The sequence below is a fragment of the Streptomyces canarius genome (assembly GCF_014650735.1).
In the GTDB taxonomy this organism is placed as follows: Bacteria; Actinomycetota; Actinomycetes; order Streptomycetales; family Streptomycetaceae; genus Streptomyces; species Streptomyces olivaceoviridis.
The window spans coordinates 1-21,716 of the sequence record NZ_BMVN01000066.1 but is presented as its reverse complement, the minus strand read 5'-3'; the positions used below and the strand labels follow the sequence as shown (position 1 = coordinate 21,716).

9 protein-coding genes and 2 pseudogenes are annotated in these 21,716 nt (G+C 71.3%); 6 read left to right on the top strand and 5 right to left on the bottom strand.

Annotated elements, in window-relative coordinates:
- Nucleotides 1-46: 46 nt before the first annotated feature.
- Nucleotides 47-145 (top strand): annotated as a pseudogene (locus IE294_RS49975) (IS5/IS1182 family transposase); the annotation flags it as partial.
- A gap of 257 nt (nt 146-402) precedes the next feature.
- Here IE294_RS49975 and IE294_RS41930 read toward each other — a convergent pair.
- Both IE294_RS41930 and IE294_RS48395 read right to left on the bottom strand, forming a co-directional pair.
- On the bottom strand, nt 403-567 hold the full coding sequence (locus IE294_RS41930) for a hypothetical protein (RefSeq protein WP_189894629.1): 165 nt from the start codon (nt 565-567) through the stop codon (nt 403-405).
- A 742-nt stretch (nt 568-1,309) separates the two neighbouring features.
- Nucleotides 1,310-1,378 carry a carotenoid oxygenase family protein gene (locus tag IE294_RS48395; RefSeq protein ID WP_229917938.1) on the bottom strand — a complete coding sequence of 23 codons (69 nt, stop codon included), beginning with the start codon at nt 1,376-1,378 and terminating at the stop codon, nt 1,310-1,312.
- Between the two features lie 408 nt (nt 1,379-1,786).
- Here IE294_RS48395 and IE294_RS41920 point away from each other — a divergent pair, with 408 nt between their 5' ends.
- Both IE294_RS41920 and IE294_RS41915 read left to right on the top strand, forming a co-directional pair.
- Entirely contained in the window at nt 1,787-2,389 is a 603-nt protein-coding gene (locus IE294_RS41920) for an alpha/beta fold hydrolase (protein ID WP_229917930.1), read from the top strand.
- A 360-nt stretch (nt 2,390-2,749) separates the two neighbouring features.
- Complete coding sequence (locus IE294_RS41915; RefSeq protein WP_189894628.1) at nt 2,750-3,028, top strand: hypothetical protein; 279 nt, start codon at nt 2,750-2,752, stop codon at nt 3,026-3,028.
- 89 nt (nt 3,029-3,117) lie between these two features.
- Here IE294_RS41915 and IE294_RS41910 read toward each other — a convergent pair whose 3' ends face one another.
- From IE294_RS41910 to IE294_RS41900, 3 genes are all read right to left on the bottom strand, one after another.
- Entirely contained in the window at nt 3,118-3,906 is a 789-nt protein-coding gene (locus IE294_RS41910; protein ID WP_229917928.1) for a discoidin domain-containing protein, read from the bottom strand.
- Nucleotides 3,907-4,107: 201 nt separating this feature from the next.
- Entirely contained in the window at nt 4,108-17,775 is a 13,668-nt protein-coding gene (locus IE294_RS41905; protein WP_189894627.1) for a non-ribosomal peptide synthetase, read from the bottom strand.
- A gap of 44 nt (nt 17,776-17,819) precedes the next feature.
- A complete protein-coding gene (locus tag IE294_RS41900; protein WP_189894635.1) occupies nt 17,820-18,032 on the bottom strand; it encodes an MbtH family protein in 213 nt (70 codons plus the stop codon).
- A gap of 507 nt (nt 18,033-18,539) precedes the next feature.
- Here IE294_RS41900 and IE294_RS49970 point away from each other — a divergent pair.
- The 3 genes and pseudogenes from IE294_RS49970 to IE294_RS41885 all read left to right on the top strand — a co-directional run.
- Nucleotides 18,540-19,950: pseudogene (locus IE294_RS49970) on the top strand (TnsB C-terminal domain-containing protein); the annotation flags it as partial.
- A 49-nt stretch (nt 19,951-19,999) separates the two neighbouring features.
- Nucleotides 20,000-20,950: a TniB family NTP-binding protein gene (locus IE294_RS41890; RefSeq protein WP_189894626.1), complete on the top strand. Its 951-nt coding sequence runs from the start codon at nt 20,000-20,002 to the stop codon at nt 20,948-20,950.
- Complete coding sequence (locus IE294_RS41885) at nt 20,947-21,447, top strand: TniQ family protein (protein WP_189894625.1); 501 nt, start codon at nt 20,947-20,949, stop codon at nt 21,445-21,447. Before IE294_RS41890 ends, IE294_RS41885 begins: the two co-directional genes overlap by 4 nt.
- The last annotated feature ends 269 nt before the right edge of the window (nt 21,448-21,716 follow it).

The window sequence follows — 21,716 nt, the reverse complement described above, 5'->3', positions numbered from 1 at the left end:
GGGGCACACAAAAAGGGCCCCGGCCGGCGAGTCGGACGACCTTGCCATCGGCCGCTCCCGCGGCGGACTGACCACGAAGATTCACCTCGCCGCCGACGGCTGCTGCCGGCCTGTGGCGTTCCTTCTCACCGCCGGACAGGCCGGACGGGTCACCTCGATCGAGGTCGGCGCGTCGTCCGGGACGACGTCCTGCTCGGGGAACGCGCGCCGGCTCAGCTCCCGCATCTCATCGGTCTGCCGCTCCACCGCTTCGGCGATGGCCGGGTCCCCCGATACGGCCGGGCGGCCTGGCGGTGCGCTTCGAGGGCACGGCGTCAGCCGTCCGTCGGGGTCCGTCGTTGCACTGGCGCGGCGGGCACGGTGGGCGGGGCCGGGGGGCGGCTGTCGCGGCGGGGCCGGTCTTCACCGGTGCGGGTGCCGGGACGTGCGGCGTGGGCGGACGTTCGCGCCGCGCACTTTCTCGTCGGGTGCCGCGACCAGTTTCGGCGCGCTCCAGCGCAGCTTTGTGCCGTACGCGGGCGCATCGGGGGCGGCGTCCAGGCGGCCGGTGTCCGCGTCGAACCTCACGGCCTGGACGCGTTGCCGCCGGCGGCCGGGGCGATCATGCCGCGTTCGGTCGTCATCATGCCGATCGCCGCACCGAGCCCGAGTGGCTCACGGCCGTAACGACGTACGAGGTGCCGGTGCGCCGCATCAGCTTTCTTCGTCTGGGTGCCGCCGTTCTTCTTCGCCGCCTCACGGGCGCCGCGAGCAGACTGGAGGGAAGTCAGCGCCCGCGGAGAGGAAACCTGCGCACGGCTCGGAGCACGGCCCTGCGAAGCGACTTGCCCAAGCGCAGGAAGGGGTGCGGCGGAGGCCACCAGACGGGCGGCCGCTGTGGTAGCAGCGGGACCCGCGGCATGAGGTAGCGAGCCCGGCCGACCTCCATCTCGCACAGAACCACCCCGCCCATCTCTCCCAGCCTGATGGTCACAGGACGCGGCGGGTCTCCCGGGAATTCGGCACGCAGCACGGCGGTACCCGCCCTCGGTACCTTTCCCTGGCCGACCACCTTCCCGTCGACCAGCACCTCGACCGAGCCCGAGGCGCGTGCCGGCTGAACCGTGACGGAGTGGCCGTCCTGGGCGAGGTGGAAGCGGCTGCCCACGCTCATGCGTCCAGCGTAGGACCGCTTGACAGGGCACGGCCAGGTCCTGACCGAGAGCCCAACGGCCCACGGCCGGGCAGGTGGACGCGGTAAGCGGGTGACCACCGAAGTCTGGGCCGCGAGGATGAACAGGTCGGTCGCGCCGCGCCCGGGGTCGTTCACCTACGACAGGACGTAGCCGTCGTCCTCGTCCCGTGCGCCGCGCCGCGGAACGAACACCGGCTCGCTCACTGCCGCCAGGCTCCCTTGTTCATGCCCGGACCGCCTGCCGGCGCGCCAAGGCGGCGCCTGGCCGTCGCCGACACATGTGTGCCGCAAGGGTCGCTTTCGATCGCCCACGGAGACACGTTAATATGAGGAAGATCCGACAATTCATACCAACGTGGTGTTGCGGAAAGTTGTCCCATGGCCGGCGTAGCTCCGTTCGGTGCACCAGCCGCCGGGTCAGCCGTCGGCAGTCTCCACGGTGATGCCCTCGCGCATGAAGGGCGGCAACGTGTCTCCGGCAACGCCGGACTTCTGGTCGATGGTGAAGCAGAACCGTCCATCACCGCGCAGTGGAGGCCGACACACTCCGAGACCACCCGCACCGACCTTCTCGAATGACTTTCACGACATCCGACACATCAGCGACACAGGGTGGACACGACACACATCGACACACACGTGTTCGGCGATCCGGCTGGTGAGCTTCACGGGACCGCCGACGACGTACGACCGCCTCTGCTCCTTCTGTACGGGCTGACGTTCGACCGGCGGCACTGGGGGCCCTTCCTCGCCCAGCTGCCCGCGGGCCGCCGGGTGCTGGCCGTCGACCTGCCCGGCCACGGCGCCTCGCCCCAGAGCACCTCCTACGCCCCGGACGACGTCGCGGCGGCGGTGCACCGGGCCGTCACCGCCGCGGGCCTCGACACCCCCATAGTGGTCGGGCACTCGATCGGCGGCCTGCTGGCCACCGTCTACGCCGCCGGGCACCCCGTGCGCGGCGTCGTCAACATCGACCAGCCGCTGCTGCCCGGCCCGTTCGGCGAACTGCTGCGGCAGAACGAAGAACTGCTCCGCGGCCCGGAGTATCTACGTCTGTGGGAGCGGCTGACCGCCGGCATGGGGATCGACAGCCTCACGCCCGCGGCTCGGGACCTGGTCCGCACCGCCACCACTCCCCGGCAGGACCTGTTCCTCGGCTACTGGCACGACCTGCTGTCCAGGTCGGTCGGCGGACGAGATCCGCGCGCGTCGTGAACAGGACCTGACCGCCCTGCGCGACCGGGGCGTCTCCTACCGGCATGTGAGCGCGAGTGAGCTGCCCGAGCCCTATCGCGCATGGCTCCGCTCCTGCCTGCCGGACGCCGTCTTCAGCGTCATCCCGTCAACCAGCCACTTCCCGCATCTCTCGCACCCCCGGGAGCTGACGGACCTCGTGCCATAACGGTCAAGGTGCCCCGCGCGGGCGGCGACGACCAGGGGCCCCGGGACTCTGACCGTCGCTGCCTGCGCGGGGCCCACCTCGGTCCTCAGCCGCCGAGTGAGCACAGGAACGCACGGCTACAAGGGCTGGACGGACAAGCGCTGCACAGCTGATCCGCACAGGCCCTCATCGCCGTGTCCACGTTCAGCACCCGGCTGGCAGGCGTGACGGCGGGCATCGGTACCGGCGCTGTCACGGCGACGACGCTCGCCCTCATCCAGGACCAGTCGCCGCCCGAGCAACTGGGCGTGGCCACCTCGGCCGCGGCGATGCTGCGCGACCTCGGCCCAACGGCCGGCGTGAACGGCATCGCGGCTCTCAGTGCGGCCCTGGCCACCACCTCCCACCAGGGCCGAGTCATGGTGGTACTCACCCCGGCGGTGGTCGCACCCCGCCGTCGTACGACCGGGTGACACCCGGATCCAGGGGCCGCGCCCGAGGAAAGGCCGAGACCGACCTGAAGTCGCCGTCGGCGATCGTGGTTGTGCTGCCCACGGGTGCCTCACGCGAGCAGGCCTGCGGGCAGTCGGCCGCCGTCGAGCGGGTGCAGCGTCACCCGCGGCGGCAGCAGCGCTGCCGTGGCCGCGTCGAGTTCCGCCTCGAACGAGCTGCCGTGGGCGGTCAGCGTCTGCCGGCTTCGAAGAGGAGGGTGCGGGAGGGCCCCTGAAGGGATGTCCACGCGTGTCGTGACCCGCTGGTCGGACAGGTTGAACAGGCTGAGGTGGTCCTCCGTCAGAGCCGCTCGGAGGGCGTCGTCCCGAAATTGCGGGACGTCACTGGCGGAGAGTTCCCGCAGCGTCTCGGCGAAGGCTCCCGGGAGCGCTTCGACCAGCAGCGGGGCGGCCGGGCCGTCGCCGAGGACGATGGTGTCGCCGTACACGGCGACCGGGTGCGCCGAGCTCCGCACCACGAAGCCGGCCCGTCCGTCGACGTCGAGCCGGCCTCCCCGGCTCGTCACATCGGGCACCGGCCATGAGGCGAGGTCGGTCCACTCCTGCCCGTCCGCCGATCCCTGCACCGTGTAGGCGCGTCCGGCCGCCGCCTCCCAGCGCAGCGTCAAGCGGTCCACCGTTCGCGTGCCGCCGAGGTCGACGGCTAGCCAACTGTCCACGCGGGAACGGTCTCCAGGGCCGCGGTGCAGCCGGGCCAGATCATCCCCGTGAACCGTCCCGGCCTTGCCGGACGGCGTGGTGATCCGGGACGCGACGTCGTCCGACGCGGCCGCGTCGGAGCCCGTGAGGCGGCTGGCCCACCCGGACGACCCCGATGACTCCTGGCGGCAGATCCCCACCGCGATCCGCCAGAGCCTGGATGCCGGCAAGTATGTCGTCGACGTCGTCGGCCGCTGCCCGGACCGCAGCGAGAATCCGTGCCCGGGTACCGATGACGGCCCGTCTGATCAGCCGTTCGTGCGGCCGGAGCCGGCGTACTCGTTCTCGTCCTGGTGCGCACGGCACGCGGTCCGTGTCTGTGACGACCACCTCTTGCCGGTTCACCGCGGCCAGCCATCGCGGCTGTGTTCGCGGAAAGCCGTCCAGATCCGTTCCAGGTGCTCCGGGAGGACGACGTCGTGGTGTCCGCAGGCCAGTCTGAGTTCCTCGATGTGGCCGGTGATGGTCGGCGCCCAGTCCTTGACCGGGTCGGTGTGCGGAGGTTTGTCGGCGGTCGCCACCACCAGGAACGCGTCCCCCTCGTATGTCCGCGGTGTGTGCGTGAGGTACAGGCGGCCGTTGTTGCGGATGATGCGGCGTGCCACGGCGAACTCCTCCTCGGTCAGACTCACCGGGTTGGCCCGGATGTAGTCGTCCAGGTTCTCCAGCCGGAATCCGTTACCCGCGGGGTTCGGCGAAGCCTCGTCGGATGCCGGGCCGGTGGGGTCCGCGGCCGTGTCCTGTCCGGCTTCCTGGTTCTGCCGCTCTGTCTCCAGGGAAGGGAACGAGTCGAGCAGGACGAGGGACGCGGTGCGTTCGCCGGCCTCCTGGAGCTGCACCGCCATCTCCTGGGCGATGACACCGCCCAGGGACCAGCCCAGGAGATGGTACGGGCCGGCCGGCTGGACCCTGCGCATCTCCTGGAGGTAGTGGGCGGCCATCTCCCGCAGGGAACCGGGCAGCGGGTCACTGTCGTAGAAGCCGCGGGCCTGAAGTCCGTAGAGGGGTACCGAGGCGGGAATGTGACGCGCGAGCGGCGCGTAGGCCCAGCTCAGTCCGGCCAGGGGGTGGACACAGAACAGCGGGGTGTCCGTTCCCGTGCTCCGAAGGGGAAGGACGGTGCGGAAGGCCTCCCACTGGGTCGACGGTCCCAGCCGCGGGGCGAGCTGCGCGACGGTCGGCGCCGCGAACAGGGCGCGGAAGGGCACGTCGACGTGCAGCCTCTTGCGGATCACCGTGATGAGCCGGGCCACGAGCAGCGAGTGTCCGCCCATTTCGAAGAAGGAGTCGTGGATGCCCATCCGGGGGATGCCGAGGACTTCGGCGAACAACTCGCAGAGGATCTTTTCCCGCACGGTGCGCGGCTCACCGGACGGTGTGCCGGCGGCGAGACCGGCGAACGGCAGTGCGTCCCGGTCCACTTTGCCGTTGGCCGTCAGCGGCAGCGCGTCCAGGACGGTGAGGGTCGCGGGGAGCAGGTGGGCGGGGAGCAGGTCGGCCAGCTCCGCACGGACTTGTTCCTCCCGGACGTCGAGGCCTGGCGCGGGGACCACCCAGGCGGCGAGCAGACGTCCCGCGGGACCGTCGTCCCGCACGGTGACCGCGGCCTGCCGCACGCAGGCAAGGGAGAGCAACGCGTTCTCGATCTCTCCCGGCTCGACGCGGTAGCCGCGGACCTTGACCTGCCGGTCCGTGCGTCCCAGGAACTCCAGCTGTCCGTCGCGGCCCCAGCGCGCCACATCGCCCGTGCGGTACATCCGCTCGCCGGGCCGCCCGTAGGGGTCGGCGACGAACCTCTGTGCCGTCAGTCCGGGACGGTTCAGATAGCCGCGGGCCAGTCCCGGCCCCGCCACGTGGAGTTCGCCCGCCACGCCGGGCGGGCAGAGCTGCAGGCGCGCGTCGAGCACATAGGCCCGGGACCCCGGCAGCGGGCGGCCGATGGGCACGCTGGCGGCTCCGTCCAGGTCTTCCGCGCGCACCGTGTGGGTGGTGGAGAACGTAGTGTTCTCTGTGGGGCCATAGCCGTTGACCAGGCGCAGGTGGGGAAGGCGGCCCAGCAGGGTGCGGCAGTGGGCGGCCGACAGGACGTCGCCGCCGGCCAGCAGGTGGCGTACCGGGCGGAAGATCTCCGGATCGGCGTCCACCATCTCGTGGAAGAGGCCTGCCGTCAGCCAGCAGACGGTGACCCGGTGATCGGAGAGGAACTCCTTCAGCTCCACCGGTCCCATACCGCGTGTGCCGGGCAGGGCCAGGCGGGCTCCGTTGAGCAGCGCTCCCCAGATCTCGAACGTCGCGGCGTCGAAGGAGACCGAGGCGAGCTGGGCGACCGTGTCACCCGGTGCGAGCGCGACGTGGTCGGCGGGGGTGATCAGGTCGGTCACCGCGCCGTGTGTCACGGTGGTGCCCTTGGGGCGTCCGGTGGACCCGGACGTGTACATGACGTAGGCGGGATGGCCGGCGACGAGTGGGGACGTGCGGTCGTCGTCGGTCAGGTCGTCGTCGGCCAGGTCGTCGGGCACGCTCGTCGGCAGACCGGACTCGTCGAGGTCCAGCGTGGGGATGTCCAGCTCCGGCAGCCCCTCGCGGACGCGGGACGTGGTCAGTACGAGGACGGGCCGGGCATCGTCGGTCATGTAGGTGATGCGGTCCGCGGGATAGGCCGCGTCGAGCGGCAGGTAGGCCCCTCCCGCTTTCAGTACGGCCAGCAGCGCCGTGACGAGCAGGGGGGAATTGTCCATGGCGACCGCGACCAGGCGTTCCGGCCCCACTCCGTGCCGGATGAGCACCCGGGCCAGCTGGTTGGCGCGCGCGTTCAGGTCCCCGTAGGTCCACTGGGTGCCCCGGTGGACCAGAGCCGGGCGGTCAGGGGCAGCTGCCACGTAGCGCTCGAACAGGGCGGGGACGGTGACCGCCGGGACCGCGGCCCGCTCGGCGGCTTCCGCGCGCGGGTCCGGGACCGCTGCGAGGAGGTGCCGGCGCTGTGCGTCACCGAGCACCGGCACCTCGTGCAACGGCAGGCCGGGGTCCTCCCTCAAGGCGGTGACGAGAGCGCCGACCGTGTTCTCCAGCAGGGCGCCGACCAGGTCGGCGTCGACGGACTCCACCGCCTGGACGGTCACGGAGAAGCCGGTGGTGAAGTCGTCGACGGAAACGGTCAGCGGGTAGTTGTTCCGCTCCTGTGAGAACAGCACCCGCGCGCCGTCCAGCCCCGTGCGGGTGCCGGGCGGGTTGCCGTAGCGGTAGTTGAACAGGGAGGTGAAGAGCGGGCTCTGCGGCGGTAGCCCGCTGGCCTGCTGGGCCACCGCCAGCGGCGCGTGTTCGTGCGCGAGCAGCTCGGCCAGACCGCGTCGCATGTCCGCTACGGCGTCGTGCACCCCGTGCGCGCCGGTGTCCATGCGGACCGGCAGCGTGTTGATGAACAGCCCGGGGACCCGGTCCGCTCCTTCGCCGCCCCGCAGGCGCCCGAACAACAACGTGCCGAAGACGACGTCCTGCCGTGCCGAGGTCGCCGCGACCACCCGCGCCCAGGCCACGTGGAAGAGGACGGCCGGACTCACGCCCAGGTCGCGTGCCGTCTCTCGCACCTGTCCGGCCAGAACCGGGTCCACCTGCCGTGCGGCGTCCCGGACCGTGGACCCGTCGCCGCGGACGTCGACCAGGCCGAACGGAGCCGTCGGCTCGGTGACGCCGGCCAGGCGATCGCGGAAGAACGCCTCGTGTTCCTCGCGCGGTGTCTGCCGACGCGCCCGCATGACGAACTCGCGGAACGGGACCGGAGCCGGAAGCAGGTCTTCCCGGCCCTCCATGACCGCCGCGATCTCGCCGATCAGCGTGTCGAGACCGGTGTGATCCTGGATGAGGTGGTGCACCTGCACCAGCAGCGGCCAGTGGCCGTCAACCCGTTCACGGCTCATGGTCACGCGCAGCAGCGGGGCCTGCCCGAGCGGCATACGGGAGCCCGCGGCGGCCAGGAGCTCCGTGGCGACGTCCGCGCGGCTGCCCGGCAGGGGGACTTCGCGTACCGGCACCACCGCCTGGCGCACCACCACCTGCACGGGCTCCGCCGGTCCGTCCCACACCATGGCCGTGCGCAGTACGTCGTGACGGTCCACCACCCGCTGCAAAGCGGCCAGAAAGGCCGATCGCCGGTCACGGGTGTCGAAGGCGAGGACGGTCGGCAGCACGTACACGTCGCTGTCGCCGTCCGCGCTCATCAAGGAGTGGAAGAAGATGCCTTCCTGGAGCGGAGCCAGCGGATAGACGTCGGCCACGTTCGCCGGGCCACCGGGTATCCGCCGCGCGACAACCTCCATCAGACCGGCCGACGGCGAAGAGGCGCCCGCCGCTTCTTCCGCCCCCGCGGGCCACACAGGACCAGGCTCCGGCTCCTCCGCGTCGGCCGGCCGGGTGCTCGCCGCGGCCAGACCCGCGACGGTCGGGGAGACGAACAGGCTGCGGATGTCCACCGCGACGCCTTGTTCCCTGAGCCGCTCGATCAGGGTGACCGCGGCCAGGGAGTGCCCGCCCAGCTCGAAGAAGGAGTCGTGGATGCCGATACGCGCCACGCCGAGCACGTCGGCGAAGACCGCGCACAGCAGTTCCTCCGTCTCGTCGCGCGGGCCGTCGGTGTTCTGGCCGGCGGGTTCCGGCGCGGGCAGGGCGCCACGGTCGAGCTTGCCGTTCACCGTCAGGGGCAGCTCTTCGACCACCATGACAGACGGCACCATGTACGAAGGCAGAAGGTGCGTCAGGTGGGCGCGCAGGGTCTGGCCGGTCACGTCGGCGGCGGTGGGGGCGAGTACCGCGTAGGCCACGAGCCGCTGGTCTCCGTCGTGCTCCTCGCGCACCAGCGCGGCCGCCTGGGTGACCGCCGGGTGCGACGCCAGCGCGGTCTCGATCTCACCCGGTTCGATCCGGAAGCCGCGGATCTTGACCTGGTCGTCGCTGCGCCCCAGGTACTCCAGTTCGCCTGCGGTGTTCCACCGCGCGATGTCCCCGGTGCGGTACATCCGGTCCCCGGGGCGGCCGAAGGGGTCCGCGAGGAAACGTCCGGCCGTCAGCGCGGGGCGCCCCAGGTACCCCAGCGCCACCCCGCTGCCGCCTACGTACAACTCGCCCGCGGCACCGGGTGGCAGGGGCCGCATCCCGGCGTCCAGAACGTAGGCTCGCACCCCGGGGACGGGGCGCCCGATCAGGCTGCCGTGCCCCGTCCTGCCGGTGGCGCCGACCGTGAGGGAGACATGTGTGACGTGCACCGTCGTCTCGGTGATTCCGTACATGTTCACCAGCTGCGGGGTGGTCGCGGCGTGCCGGTCGTACCAAGCCGTGAGCCGGGTGGTGTCCAGCGCCTCGCCGCCGAAGATCACTACGCGCAGGCAGAGCTGCGCGCTGGTCCGCCGATCCGCGGAGTCCGCCAGATCCAGCTGGTAGAAGGCGCTGGGCGTCTGGTTGAGGACGGTGACCCGCTCACGGGCCAGGAGACGCAGCAGGTCGCGGGGAGAACGGGAGGTGTCGAAGGGGACGACGACGAGCCGGCCGCCGTGGGTCAGCGCGCCCCAGATCTCCCACACCGAGAAGTCGAAGGCGAACGAGTGGAACCACGCCCACACGTCGTCGCCGGTGAACCGGAAGGTGTCGCGCGTGGAGCGCAGCAGAGCGGCCACGTTCGCGTGGGTGACGAGCACGCCCTTCGGTCTGCCGGTGGAGCCGGAGGTGTAGATCGCGTAGGCGGGGTGCTCGGCGGTGAGCGTGCCGGCGCGTTCGGAGTCGGTGACGTCACTGCCGTCGGCCGCGGCGCGGAACCGGACGGTCGCCGCGTCGTCCAGGCAGACACGGTCCACGCCGTCGCTCTCGGCGAGGCAGGCCTCCGTGGCGGAGTGGGTGATGACGACGACGGCCCCGGCGTCGCGCAGGGTGTAGGCGATGCGCTCCGTGGGGTAGCCGGGGTCGATCGGCAGATAGGCGGCTCCGGCCTTCATCACCGCCAGAGCGGCGACCACCAGGTCTTCGGAGCGGTCCAGGGCCACACCCACGAGGTCTCCGGGACCGGCGCCCCGGGCGATCAGGAGCCGTGCCAGGCGGTTGGCGCGCTCGTTCAGTTCCCGGTAGCGGAGTGCGCGTCCGTCGCGGACCACGGCCACGGCGTCGGGTACCCGGGCTGCCTGCTGCTCGACCATCGCGTGCAGCGTGCTCGGCGGCACCTCGGGGCCCGGGGCGGGCCGCGCCCCCAGGAGCTGTGACCGCTCCCCCGCCAGCAGCGGGTCGATGTCGTCGATCCGCAGCCCGGGATCTTCGGTCAGCAGCTCCAGGACGTGTACGAAGCGCCGCACGAGCAAGTGCGCGGAGTCCTCCGTGAAAAGGGCCGTGGCGTACGTGAGGGTGCCGGCGAGGCCCGCGGGCTGACCGTCGCCGAACACCTCCTTGAGCTCGAAGGTCAGATCGAGCTTGGCCGGGGTGTGTCCGGTCGGCACGGTCCGCGCCGTGACGCCGGGAAGGTCGACGACGGCTTCGGCGTGGTTCTGGAGCAGGAGCATCACCTGGAACAGGGGGTGCACCGCCGTGGACCGTTCCGGGGACAGGTCCTCCACCAGGTCTTCGAACGGCAGGTCCTGATGGGCGAGGGCACCCAGTACCACATCCCTGGTCCGGGCCAGGAGCTGCGCGAACGAGGGGTTGCCGCTCAGGTCGTGCCGCAGCACCAGGGTGTTGATGAACGGCCCCACCAACCTGTCGAGCTTCTCGTCTGTGCGGCCGGCGACCACCGTGCCGATGGGCAGATCGGGTACGCCGCCCAGGCGCAGCAGCAAGGCGGCGAGGGCGGCCTGGAGGATCATGAACGGCGTGACGTCGTGGGACCGGGCGAGCGCGGTGAGGCGCTGGTGCACGGACGCGGACACGCACAGGTCCACGCTCGCGCCCTCGTGGCCGGCCGTGGCACGGCGCGCTCGGTCCAGCGGCAGCTGCGTCTCCCGCGGACTCGCCTCCAGAACCGTTCGCCAGTACGCCAGTTGGCGGTGGCGCACACTGCCGGGACCGTTCCCAGCATCGAGCAGCCGGGACTGCCACAGGGCGTAGTCCGCGTATTGAACGGGCAGTTCGGGCCAGTCCGGTGCCCGGCCCGCGACGCGGGCCCGGTAGGCCGTCGAGACATCCTGTGCCAGGACCGCAGTGGACCATCCGTCGCTCGCGACGTGGTGCACGTTCAGCACCAGCACCCAGGCGTCGGCCCGCACGCCGAAGAGGCCGACCCGCAAGGGGGCCTCGCGCGCGAGATCGAACCGGTGGGACACCGTCTCCTCGATCCGCTGCGCGAGTTCCGCGTCGTCGAACGGACCGGGCTCCACCGTCAGTACCTCGAAGCGGTCGCTCGACGGAAGCAGCCGCTGTCGCGGTTCACCCGCCACCGTCTCGATCACCGTGCGCAGGATCTCGTGCCGCTCCCTCACGTCACGCAGTGCGGCAGCAAGCGCCGAGACGTCCAGTGAACCCTCCAACCGCATGGCCGCCGTGACGTTGTACGTGGCGCTGGGGCCTTCCAGTCGCCCGAGGAACCACAGTCTGCGCTGGGCAGGGGACACGGGTGCGTGTGCCGGGCGCGGAAGCCGTTCCAACGGGGGTCGCCGCGGTGTGAAGAGCCCGTCCAGGCGCGCGGCCAGCTCCGCGACGGTGGGATGCGTGAAGATGTCCGCCAGCGGCAGCTCCGCGCCGGTCGCGGCCCGGACGCGGCCGGCCAGGCGGGTCGCCAGCAGGGAGTGGCCGCCCAGGTCGAAGAAGGAGTCGTGAATCCCCACCCGGCGCACACCGAGCAGATCGGCGAACGCCGCGCACAGGATCTCCTCCAGCGCGGTTCGGGGCCCGTCCTGCGAGGTCCGCGACGTGAAGTCGGGCTCGGGCAGCGCGCCCCGGTCGAGTTTGCCGTTCGCCGTCAACGACAGCTCGTCCAGGACCACCACGGCAGCGGGCACCATGTGGGCGGGCAGCATCCGGGCGACGTGGGCCCGTATGTCGCCGTCCCCCACCGCGCCCGAGCCGTCCGCCCGTACCACGTAACCGATGAGCCGCCCGTCGCCGGGACCGTCCCCGCGCACCACGGCCGCCGCCCCGGTCACGTCCGGGTGCGCCAGCAGCGCCGCCTCCACCTCGCCGAGTTCGATCCGGAAACCACGCACCTTCACCTGGTCGTCGGTGCGGCCCAGGTACTCCAGATGACCGTCCGCCCGCCACCGGACGAGATCTCCGGTGCGGTACATCCGCTCACCCGGCGCCCCGTACGGGCAGGCCACGAAACGCTCCGCGGTCAGACCCGGCCGGCCCAGATATCCCTGCGCCAACTGCGCACCGGCCAGGTACAGCTCACCCGCCGCCCCCACAGGCACCGGACACAGGCCGCCGTCCAGCACGTACGCCCGCGTGTTCCACACGGGCCGGCCGATCGGCACCCCGCCCTCGGCAGGCGCGTCAGCCGCTCGGACACCGAACGCCACGCATCCGACGGCGGCCTCGGTGGGGCCGTACTCGTTGACGACGGTCACCTGCGGACGCGTCGCTCGCAGCCAGGCCAGCTGTTCGCCGTGCAGCCCCTCGCCACCGAGCACCACCTCGCCCCCCAGCAGCTCTGCCGCGTTCCGGCCGGACAGCAGCGCCAGGTGGCTCGGCGTCGCCTTGAGGAAGCTCAGCTCCCGCCCCTCGGGAAGCCTCTCCCGGACGTCGCCGCCGAGCAGGGTGCCGCCGCACGTCAGCGTCCCGAACAGGGCGGTCACGGTCAGGTCGAACGCCACCGAGGAATGCAGCAGTGCCGTTCCCGACAGCCCCGGGTAGGTGTGCGCGGCCCACATCAGGTAGTGGCACACCGCCTGGTGACTGACCGTCACGCCCTTGGGTCGTCCGGTCGATCCGGAGGTGTGGATGACGTATGCCGGTTGCGCGGGCAGCAGACGGCCGTGCCGGTCGTCGTCCGTCAGGTTGCCGCCGCCGCAGGAATCCAGAGCCGCCCGCGTGGCCGGATGGTCGAGAACGACGCGGGTGAGGCCGGCCGGGACGGAGGCAGCCGTGCCGGCGGAGACGATCGCCGCGCTGGGGGCGGCGTCGGCGAGGAGGTAGCCGATCCGGTCGGCCGGATACGCCGGGTCGACGGGCACATAGGCGGCACCGGACTTGACGACGGCGAGCAGCGCGACGACCAGATCGGCCGAACGCTCCAGCACGACCGCCACCCGGTCCCCCGCGGCAACCCCCCTGGCCACCAACAGCCGCGCCAGCCGGTTCGCCCGCGCGTTCAACTCCGCGTACGTCCAACGGACTTCCTCGAACACCACCGCCGTCGCCGCCGGAGTCCGGGCGACCTGCTCCTCGAACAACCCGGTCAGGGTCGCCACCGGCACGTCGCGGGAGGTGTCGTTGAGAGTGTGCAGGACGTGCTGGAGCCGTGCGTCGTCGAGAACGCCGACCCGGCGCAACGCGGTGTCGGGCGCGGTCTCCAGCGCCGTGGTCAGACGCTCCGTCGCGGTGGCCAGCAGAGCCGTCACGGCGCCCGGACCGACCGGCACCGTGGTCTGGGCGACCAGGCGGAAACCGGTCCCGGTATCCTCGATGTTCATGCTGACCGGGTAGTTCGTGCGTTCTCGCGCCTGCCGGAACTCGACACCCTTCAGGGGAAGATCCGTCTCGTGTCCGCCGCCGTGCCGGTAGTTGAGCAGAGAGGTGAACAGCGGCGTCCGGGCGGGCACACCGCCGGCCTGTTGGGCCAGTGCCAGTGGCGCGTGTTCGTGGGGCAGCAGATCGGCAAGCTGCCGCCGCATCCGCTCCACCGCCTCCGTGACGCTCACCGTGCCGGTGTCCAGACGGGCCGGAAGCGTGTTGATGAACAGCCCCGGCACACGGTCCGAGCCGGTGCCGGCGTTCATCCGCCCGAACAGCACGGTGCCGAACACCACGTCGTCGCGGCCCGACGACGCCGCCACCACACGCGCCCAGGCCACGTGGAACAGCACCGCGGGGCTCACCCCCAGCCGCCGGGCCTGGACCCTGATCCTGCGGGCCACCGCGTCCGCCAGCGGCACGCCGAGTTCCGCCATGTCCCGCCCGTCGCCGTGCACGTCCAGCACGCCGAACGGCGCCGTCGGCTCCGTCACGTCGCCCAGCAGCTGGGCGAAGTACCGCTCGTGCTCCTCCCGTGCGGTCCCCCGACGCGCTCGTGCCACGAACTCCCGGAAGGGCAGCGGCTCGGGCAGACCGTCCTCGCGTCCGTCGAGGAACGCGGCGATCTCACCGAGGAGCACGTCCAGCGCGGTGTGGTCCTGCACCAGGTGGTGGATGTGCAGCAGCAGCCACCACCGGTCCTGTCCGGGCTCCTGTGTGACATGCGCACGCACCAGCGGGGCCCTGGAGAGATCCATACGGGGTGTACACGCCGCCATCAGCCGCTCCGCCGCGTCCTGCTCCCCCAGCGGGTCAGCCGGCCATGCTGTCTCCGCCACCTCCAGCTCGGCAATGCGCCACACCACCTGGACCGGCTCCTTGACCCCCTCCCCCACGAAGGAGGTCCGCAGGACGTCATGACGGTCCACCACACGCTGCACGGCGGCGAGGAACGCGTCCAGCCGAGCCCGGCCGTCCGCCACCAGTACCACCGGCAGGACGTACGGGTCGGCGCTTTCGCCCTCCAGCACGGAGTGGAAGAAGATGCCCTCCTGGAGCGGTGCCAGAGGGTAGATGTCGGCGATGTTGCCCACGCCGCCCGGCACTTCGGCGGCGACCCGCTCGAGCTCCTCGTCTGTCAGACCGGCCGACGGCACCATCTCCGGCGTGATCCGGGTGACGCCCGCCGGAATGCCCTGCCCTGCCGGCTCGGCGGGCCGCGGTCGCGCTCCGACCGTGGCCGCTACCTGCGCCACGGTGGGGGCGGAGAACAGTGTCCGCACGTCGATGCCGATGCCGTGCTCACGCGCCCGTTCCACCAGCGCCACGGCCAGCAGGGAGTGCCCGCCCAGGGTGAAGAAATTGTCGTCGACCCCGACCGCCGGCAGGCCCAGTACGTCCGCGAACAGCGCACACAGCAGTTCCTCTCGCTCGGTGGCCGGCTTCCGGCCGGTGGCGTCGTACGCGGTGGGGCGGGGCGCCGGCAACGCTGCTCGGTCCAGCTTTCCGTTCACCGTCAGGGGCAGGGCGTCCAGCACTTCGAACGCCGAGGGCACCATGTGATCCGGCAGCACGGCGTCGGCATGGGACCGCAGGACGGACGGGTCCACGGCGTCGGCATCACCCGTCGGCACCACGTAAGCGACCAGCCGCTGGTGACCGGGCTGGTCCTCCCGGACTACCACCACGGCCTCCAGTACGTCCGTATGGGTGAGCAGGGCCGCTGCGATCTCACCGGGTTCGATCCGCGCACCACGCAGCTTCACCTGGTCGTCGGTGCGGCCCAGGTACTCCAGCCAACCCTCTTGGTCCCACCGCGCCAGATCACCGGTCCGGTACATACGCTCGCCGGGAGCGCCGTACGGGTTGGCGAGGAACCGCTCCGCCGTCAGCCCCGGCCGCCCGTGATAGGCCTGCGCCAGCTGCACCCCCGCCAGATACAGTTCACCCGCCGCTCCCACGGGCACCGGCCGCAGCCAGCCGTCCAGCACGTACACCTGGGTGTTCCACACCGGACGGCCGAGGGGAACCGTCGCCCCGCGCTCCTCGTCCGGACGACAGGCCCAGGCCGTGACGTCGACCGAGGCCTCGGTGGGGCCGTAGAGGTTGTGCAGCGGCACACCGAAGCAGTCCAGGAAACGGTCCCGCAGCCGCGCGGAGAGCGCCTCACCGCTGCTGACCACGGCTCGCAGCGACGGCAGGCTCCGCCCCGACGCCTCGGCCGCCGCCGTGAAGGCGCTCAGCATCGACGGCACGAAGTGCCCGACCGACACGCCTTCGCGCTCGATCAAGTCGGCCAGGTAATCGGGGTCACGGTGCCCGCCCGGACGGGCCACCACCAGTGTGGCCCCCTCGGCGAGCGGCCAGAAGAACTCCCACACCGAAACGTCGAACGAGAAGGGTGTCTTCTGCACGACGCGGTCGCTCGCGCGGAGTCGGAACATGTCTTGCATCCACGCCAGACGGTTCACCACACCGCTGTGCGGAACCGTCACGCCCTTGGGTCGTCCGGTCGATCCGGAGGTGTGGATGACGTATGCCGGTTGCGCGGGCAGCAGACGGCCGTGCCGGTCGTCGTCCGTCAGGTTGCCGCCGCCGCAGGAATCCAGAGCCGCCCGCGTGGCCGGATGGTCGAGAACGACGCGGGTGAGGCCGGCCGGGACGGAGGCAGCCGTGCCGGCGGAGACGATCGCCGCGCTGGGGGCGGCGTCGGCGAGGAGGTAGCCGATCCGGTCGGCCGGATACGCCGGGTCGACGGGCACATAGGCGGCACCGGACTTGACGACGGCGAGCAGCGCGACGACCAGATCGGCCGAACGCTCCAGCACGACCGCCACCCGGTCCCCCGCGGCAACCCCCCTGGCCACCAACAGCCGCGCCAGCCGGTTCGCCCGCGCGTTCAACTCCGCGTACGTCCAACGGACTTCCTCGAACACCACCGCCGTCGCCGCCGGAGTCCGGGCGACCTGCTCCTCGAACAGCTCCGGCAACGTACGAACCGGTACCTCGGACGAGAGACCGGTTCCCCAGGCCAGCATCCGTTCACGCTCGGCGTCGCCGAGCAGCGTGAACCTGCCGATGACATCATCGGGTGCCGCCGCCGCCAGCCCGTGCAGGGCCTTGCGGAAGTACTCGGCGGTACGCTCGCTCCTTTCTCCCGCCGATACGGCGGCACGGGCGTCGACCGTGACGGTCACCGGGGCCCCTGGCCGAGGCGCCCGGACAGTGATCGACAGGTCGTGGAACTCCCCGCCCGAAAGGCCGTGCACCTGGGCCGGGATGTCACCGAAGCTGACGTCGTGGTCGAACGGCATCACGTTGACCACAGCAGCGAACAGCGGCCCCCGGCCGACGAGATGCAGGTCCCGGACGATGTCCTCATAGCGGTACCGGTCGTGCCGCAGGGCCGCGCGCAGCGTGTGCGTGACGCTACGGACGAACTCCGCCACCGTCTGCTCCGGCCGCAGGCGGAAGCGGACCGGCAGGATGTTCGACATCATGCCCGGGGTGCCGAGCTGCACACGGCCCTTGCGGCCGAGGACCGGAATGCCCAGTACGACCTCGTCCGCACCGGTGCGGGCGCCCGTGCTCATCGCCGCGGCCGCGATGAGCACGGCGGAGAAACTCGTCCGCAGCTTTCGGGCCAGCGTTCTCAGGTCCTCCGCGATCCCGGCCTCGATCTCGTCCGACCTGCGGGCCGGACCGCCCGACAGGGCGGACTCGCTGCGATCGCGCACGACAGGCAGCTCGGGCCGGTCGGCGAAAGCCGCGCGCCAGAAATCCCGGTCGGCCTGGAATTGCGCTGACGCCCGGTACGCGCGATCGCCCTCGATCAGCAGAACCGACGAGGGGAAAGCACCTTCCTCGACCGGAGTGCCGCGGGTCAGGGCTGTGTAGATCTCCGCGCAGCGCGCCACCATCAGCGATCCGCTGTAGCCGTCACCGATGATGTGGTGCACCCGCTGGTACCAGAAGTAGCGGCTGTCTCCCACCGCGAGCAGCGCCTGCGTGAACAAGGGGCCTTCCCACAGGTCGACGGGGCGTCCCACGTCGGCTCGCATCCACGCTTCCGCCGCCGCCCGCGGCTCCGCCTCGCCGCGCACGTCCACGAAGACGGGGCGCCATCGCGGGTCCCGGGCGAACCGCTGAGCGACCGAGCCGTCCTCCGCGGTCTCGAACCGGACATGCGCGAGATCGGCCTCCTCGACCAGCCGGCGCAGCGCGGTCAGGAACATGCCGACATCCAGCGCGCCCCGGAACTCCACGTACTCGGCGATGTTGTAGGCGGCGCTGTGGGGTTCGAGCTGCTGGACGTTCCATATCCCGAGCTGTCCGGCGGTCAACGGCCACCTGTAGTCCGCGTACTCGACCATTCTCTCCACCTGTGACGTTGCTGGGACGAGGGTCCGGCGCCGGCTTAGTCGCCGTCCATGGCGTCGGCCAGGCTTTTGGGCCGCAGATCGGTCCAGGTGCGCTCGACGTAGTCCAGACACTCCTGACGCGAGGCCTCGCCGAAGGCGACGTCCCAGCCGGCCGGAACATCGGCGAAGACCGGCCACAACGAATACTGCCGTTCCGCGTTCACCAGCACCACGAACCTGGCGTCCTGGTCCTCGAACGGATTCGTCATCGTCAGCGCCTCCGCCTGCCCGTAGATGTAGATACGTGTCTCAACTGCACGTTTGCCGTCTTTGCACGAAAGAGCATACATGTTGGCTGAAAACCTTGTTTCATCTCCTTTACATGTCCGCTCCGTCGACAGGGTGCGGTCGGCGGGCCCTTCTGTGGTCGCGGCGGTCATCGCCTTGAGGACCGCCAGGTGCAGAGTCGTCGTGCGGCGCGCGGTCGGGGCGATACCGGTGTGCGCGCTGTCGAGGTAGGCCAGGATCTGGCGCAGGTTGCCGTCGCTGATCCTGGGGGTCAGGACGGTTGTGCAGCGGCTTGCAGGGCACGTCATGAGGGTCGGTGTGGGCGGCCGAGTCCTTCCAGGCCCGCCACGCGCACCGGGCCGCTGCTCGGCAGAGTCTTTCCTGGCCTGACACGGTGTCGTGCCGCGCTCGGCTCGCCGGGCACGGCAGGCTCCCACGTGTGTGCGGATGGCCGAACAGGGCCCGGCCCCGCCCAGGCCGCACCCCCGGGTCCGTTCGAGACCGTTCCGCTGGCGGCCCAGCAGCGGGCGCTGGCCTGGCTGCCCCACATCCGGGAGGTCGAGACCGGGTGGCCACACCCTGAGGGCAGCCACGAGGGGCAGGCGATGCGGCCGGAGTACGACCCGGAGCGGTGGACCCTGGCGCAGCGGGACGCGGCCAAGGCGAAGGAACTGACCGCGCTCGGCTTCACCCGGGTGACCCGCACGACGGTCGAGCGGATGCGGCACGCCTACCGCAAGCAGGGCTTGTGGGGGCTGGTCGACAAACGCACGGTGCCGACACGCGGGCGTCATCCGACGGGGTACGCCGACGAGCGGGTCGTGGCCGCGGTCCTGGAGGCGCTGCGGCGCCAGCGAGGCCGGTCGAAGGGGACCGTGAAGGGACTACAGGTACTGGTCGCGCAGATCCTGGAGGACACGCACGGGCGCGGGGTGGTGGAGATGCCCTCACGGTCGACGTTCTACCGGCTGGTGAGCGTGCTAGCCGACCCGGCCGATCGTCCAGGACACCCGGCACGCACCGCCCACCGCACCCGTCCACGCCTCGCAGGCGCCGGTGGTGCTGCGGCCCCGGGAGCAGGTGCAGATCGACACCACCCGCCTGGACATCATTGCCGTCCTCGAGGACGGCAGCCTGGGCCGGCCGGAGCTCACCATTGCCGTCGACGTCGCCACCCGCTCCGTCCTGGCCGCCGTCCTGCGCCCGCACAGCACCAAAGCCGTCGACGCAGCCCTGCTCCTGGCCGAGATGGCTGTTCCGCATCCTGCCCGGCCGGCCTGGCCCGCAGCGCTGCATCTGTCGCGGACCGAAGTGCCTTATGAGCGGATGCTGTCGCTGGACGAGCGGCTGGAGGGCGCGGCCGCGCGACCGGTGGTCGTGCCCGAGACGATCGTCGTCGACCGAGGCAAGATCTACCTGTCGCAGGGCTTCGTCGCCGCCTGCGAGACGCTCGGGGTGAGCGTGCAGCCCGCCCCTCCGAGGCGACCGCAGGCCAAGGCCGTGGTGGAGCGTACCTTCCGCGCGATCAACGACCTGTTCTGCCAGCACGTCGCCGGCCACACCGGATCCAACCCCCAGCGCCGCGGCTCCAAGACAGCGGCCGAGGCACGGTGGACGATCCCGCAGCTGCAGGACTTCCTCGACGAATGGATTACCTGCGGCTGGCAGAACCGGCCCCACGACGGCCTGCGTCACCCTGTCCTTCCCAAAACCGCGCTCACGCCGAACCAGATGTGGGCCGCGCTCATCACCATCAGCGGCTTCGTGCCCGTCCCGCTGACCGGGGCCGACTACCTCGAGCTGCTGCCGGTGCGCTGGCAGCCCATCACCGAACGCGGCATCCGCCTCGACTACCGCACCTACAACCACGACATCCTCGACCCGTACCGCGGCTCACGGTGCCGCGGCAAACACCGTCGACGACGCCCCTGATCCGCAGTCTCAGTCGGTGACCACCTGGGACGGCTTCCAGGCCTTCGCCACCACCCCAGTGGCCGCTCCTCCCCCGCCCGATGCGCCCTCTCGCAGTCTGGAGGAGCGCCTGGCCTACCACTCGCGGTTCGTCACCGTGCGCACCCTGATGATCCTCGGCCGCCACCAGGCCGCCACCGCACGACCGTCGCTGATCGTCACAGGCCCCGCCGGCGCCGGGAAAACCACCGACCTGCTCCAGGTCGGACGCGCCTGCCACCTCGCCCACACCCGCCGCCACGGCGCTGCTGCCACAGCCGGACAGGCCCCGGTCGCCTACGTTCTGGTCCCACCCGCCGCCAGCGCCAAGATCCTCGCCATCGAGTTCGCCCGCTACCTCGGCATCCCCGTCACCGCCGGCATGTCCCAGGCCCAGATCACCAACGCCGTCTGCCACACCTACACCGCCGCGGGCGTGCAGCTGGTGATGATCGACGAGATCCACCGGCTCAACCCCCGCACCACCACCGGCGCCCAGAGCGCCGACCTGATCAAAGACCTCACCGAACGCATCGGCGCCACCTTCATCTACGCCGGCATCGACGTCACCACCACACCCCTGTTCACCGGGGTACGCGGCGCCCAGCTCGCCGGACGCGCCTCCCTCATCGACTGCACCGCCTTCCCCGCCCGCCTCGGCGACGAAGAGCCCTTCCGCGACCTCATCACCGCCATGGAAGGCGCGCTCGACATGCGCCACCACCGCACCGGAACCCTCCCCCAGCTGGCCCCCTACCTTCACGAGCGCACCGCCGGCCGCATCGGCAGCCTCGCCCGCCTCATCCGCCAGGCCGCCATCACCGCGCTGATCGACGGCACCGAACGCATCACCAGAACCACCCTCGACGCCATCCGTCTTGACCACCTCGCCGAACAGCACTACCAACCCCGCACCCGGCCCCGGAGCCGGAATACCAGCATCCCGTGAGCCGGACAGACGTCACGGCCCGTGCCCGAGCCGCGAGCGTCCCCGCGCAGCCCATCGTCGTCACCGCAGGGGCGTGGCTGCGGATCCCGTCAGCGGCACCGGGCGTGTTCCGCGTACGGCCGCTGACCGGCGAAGCGACCGCCTCCTATGTGCAACGCCTGGCCGACACCTACCAGCTGGCGCTTCCCCAACTCCTGGACGGCGCTGGCATCACCCTGACCGGCTACGGCACGCCACCGACCGTTGAACTCCACCTCAGCCCCGCCGCCTGCCACCACCTCGCCGCCCTGGCCCGCATCCCACTCCCCCACCTGACACGCGCCCTGCCCCGCCTCGCCCCCAACGACGCCGCCCACGGAACCGAGGCGGCCGCGCGCTGGAAACGGCTCGAGGCCGAGCAGCAGCCCGTCCGCGCCTGCACCCAGTGCACCCGCCACCGCAGCCACGGCACCACCGACACCGCCTGGATTCATATCCGTCGATCGATCGATTGGTGAACACGGGAACCTTCCCGGTCTCGCCCCTCGGTCGCGCTGCCAGCGCGGCCGGGACGGGCTGGGCATATCGTCTGCCGAACAGACTGGGCAAGGGGCGGAGCCGCCGTAGTAGTCCGAGGCCGGGAGAGCCGGCCGGCCTTGAGGAACGCCTTCACCAGCGCAAGCACCCGCTTGTCCTTCAACCGCATCCGGACACGACCCATTAGCCTCGCGCTTTCATGAAGCGGGCTGTCCGACAGACGGGCAGGTAAGCGAAAAGTGCCTCTGAC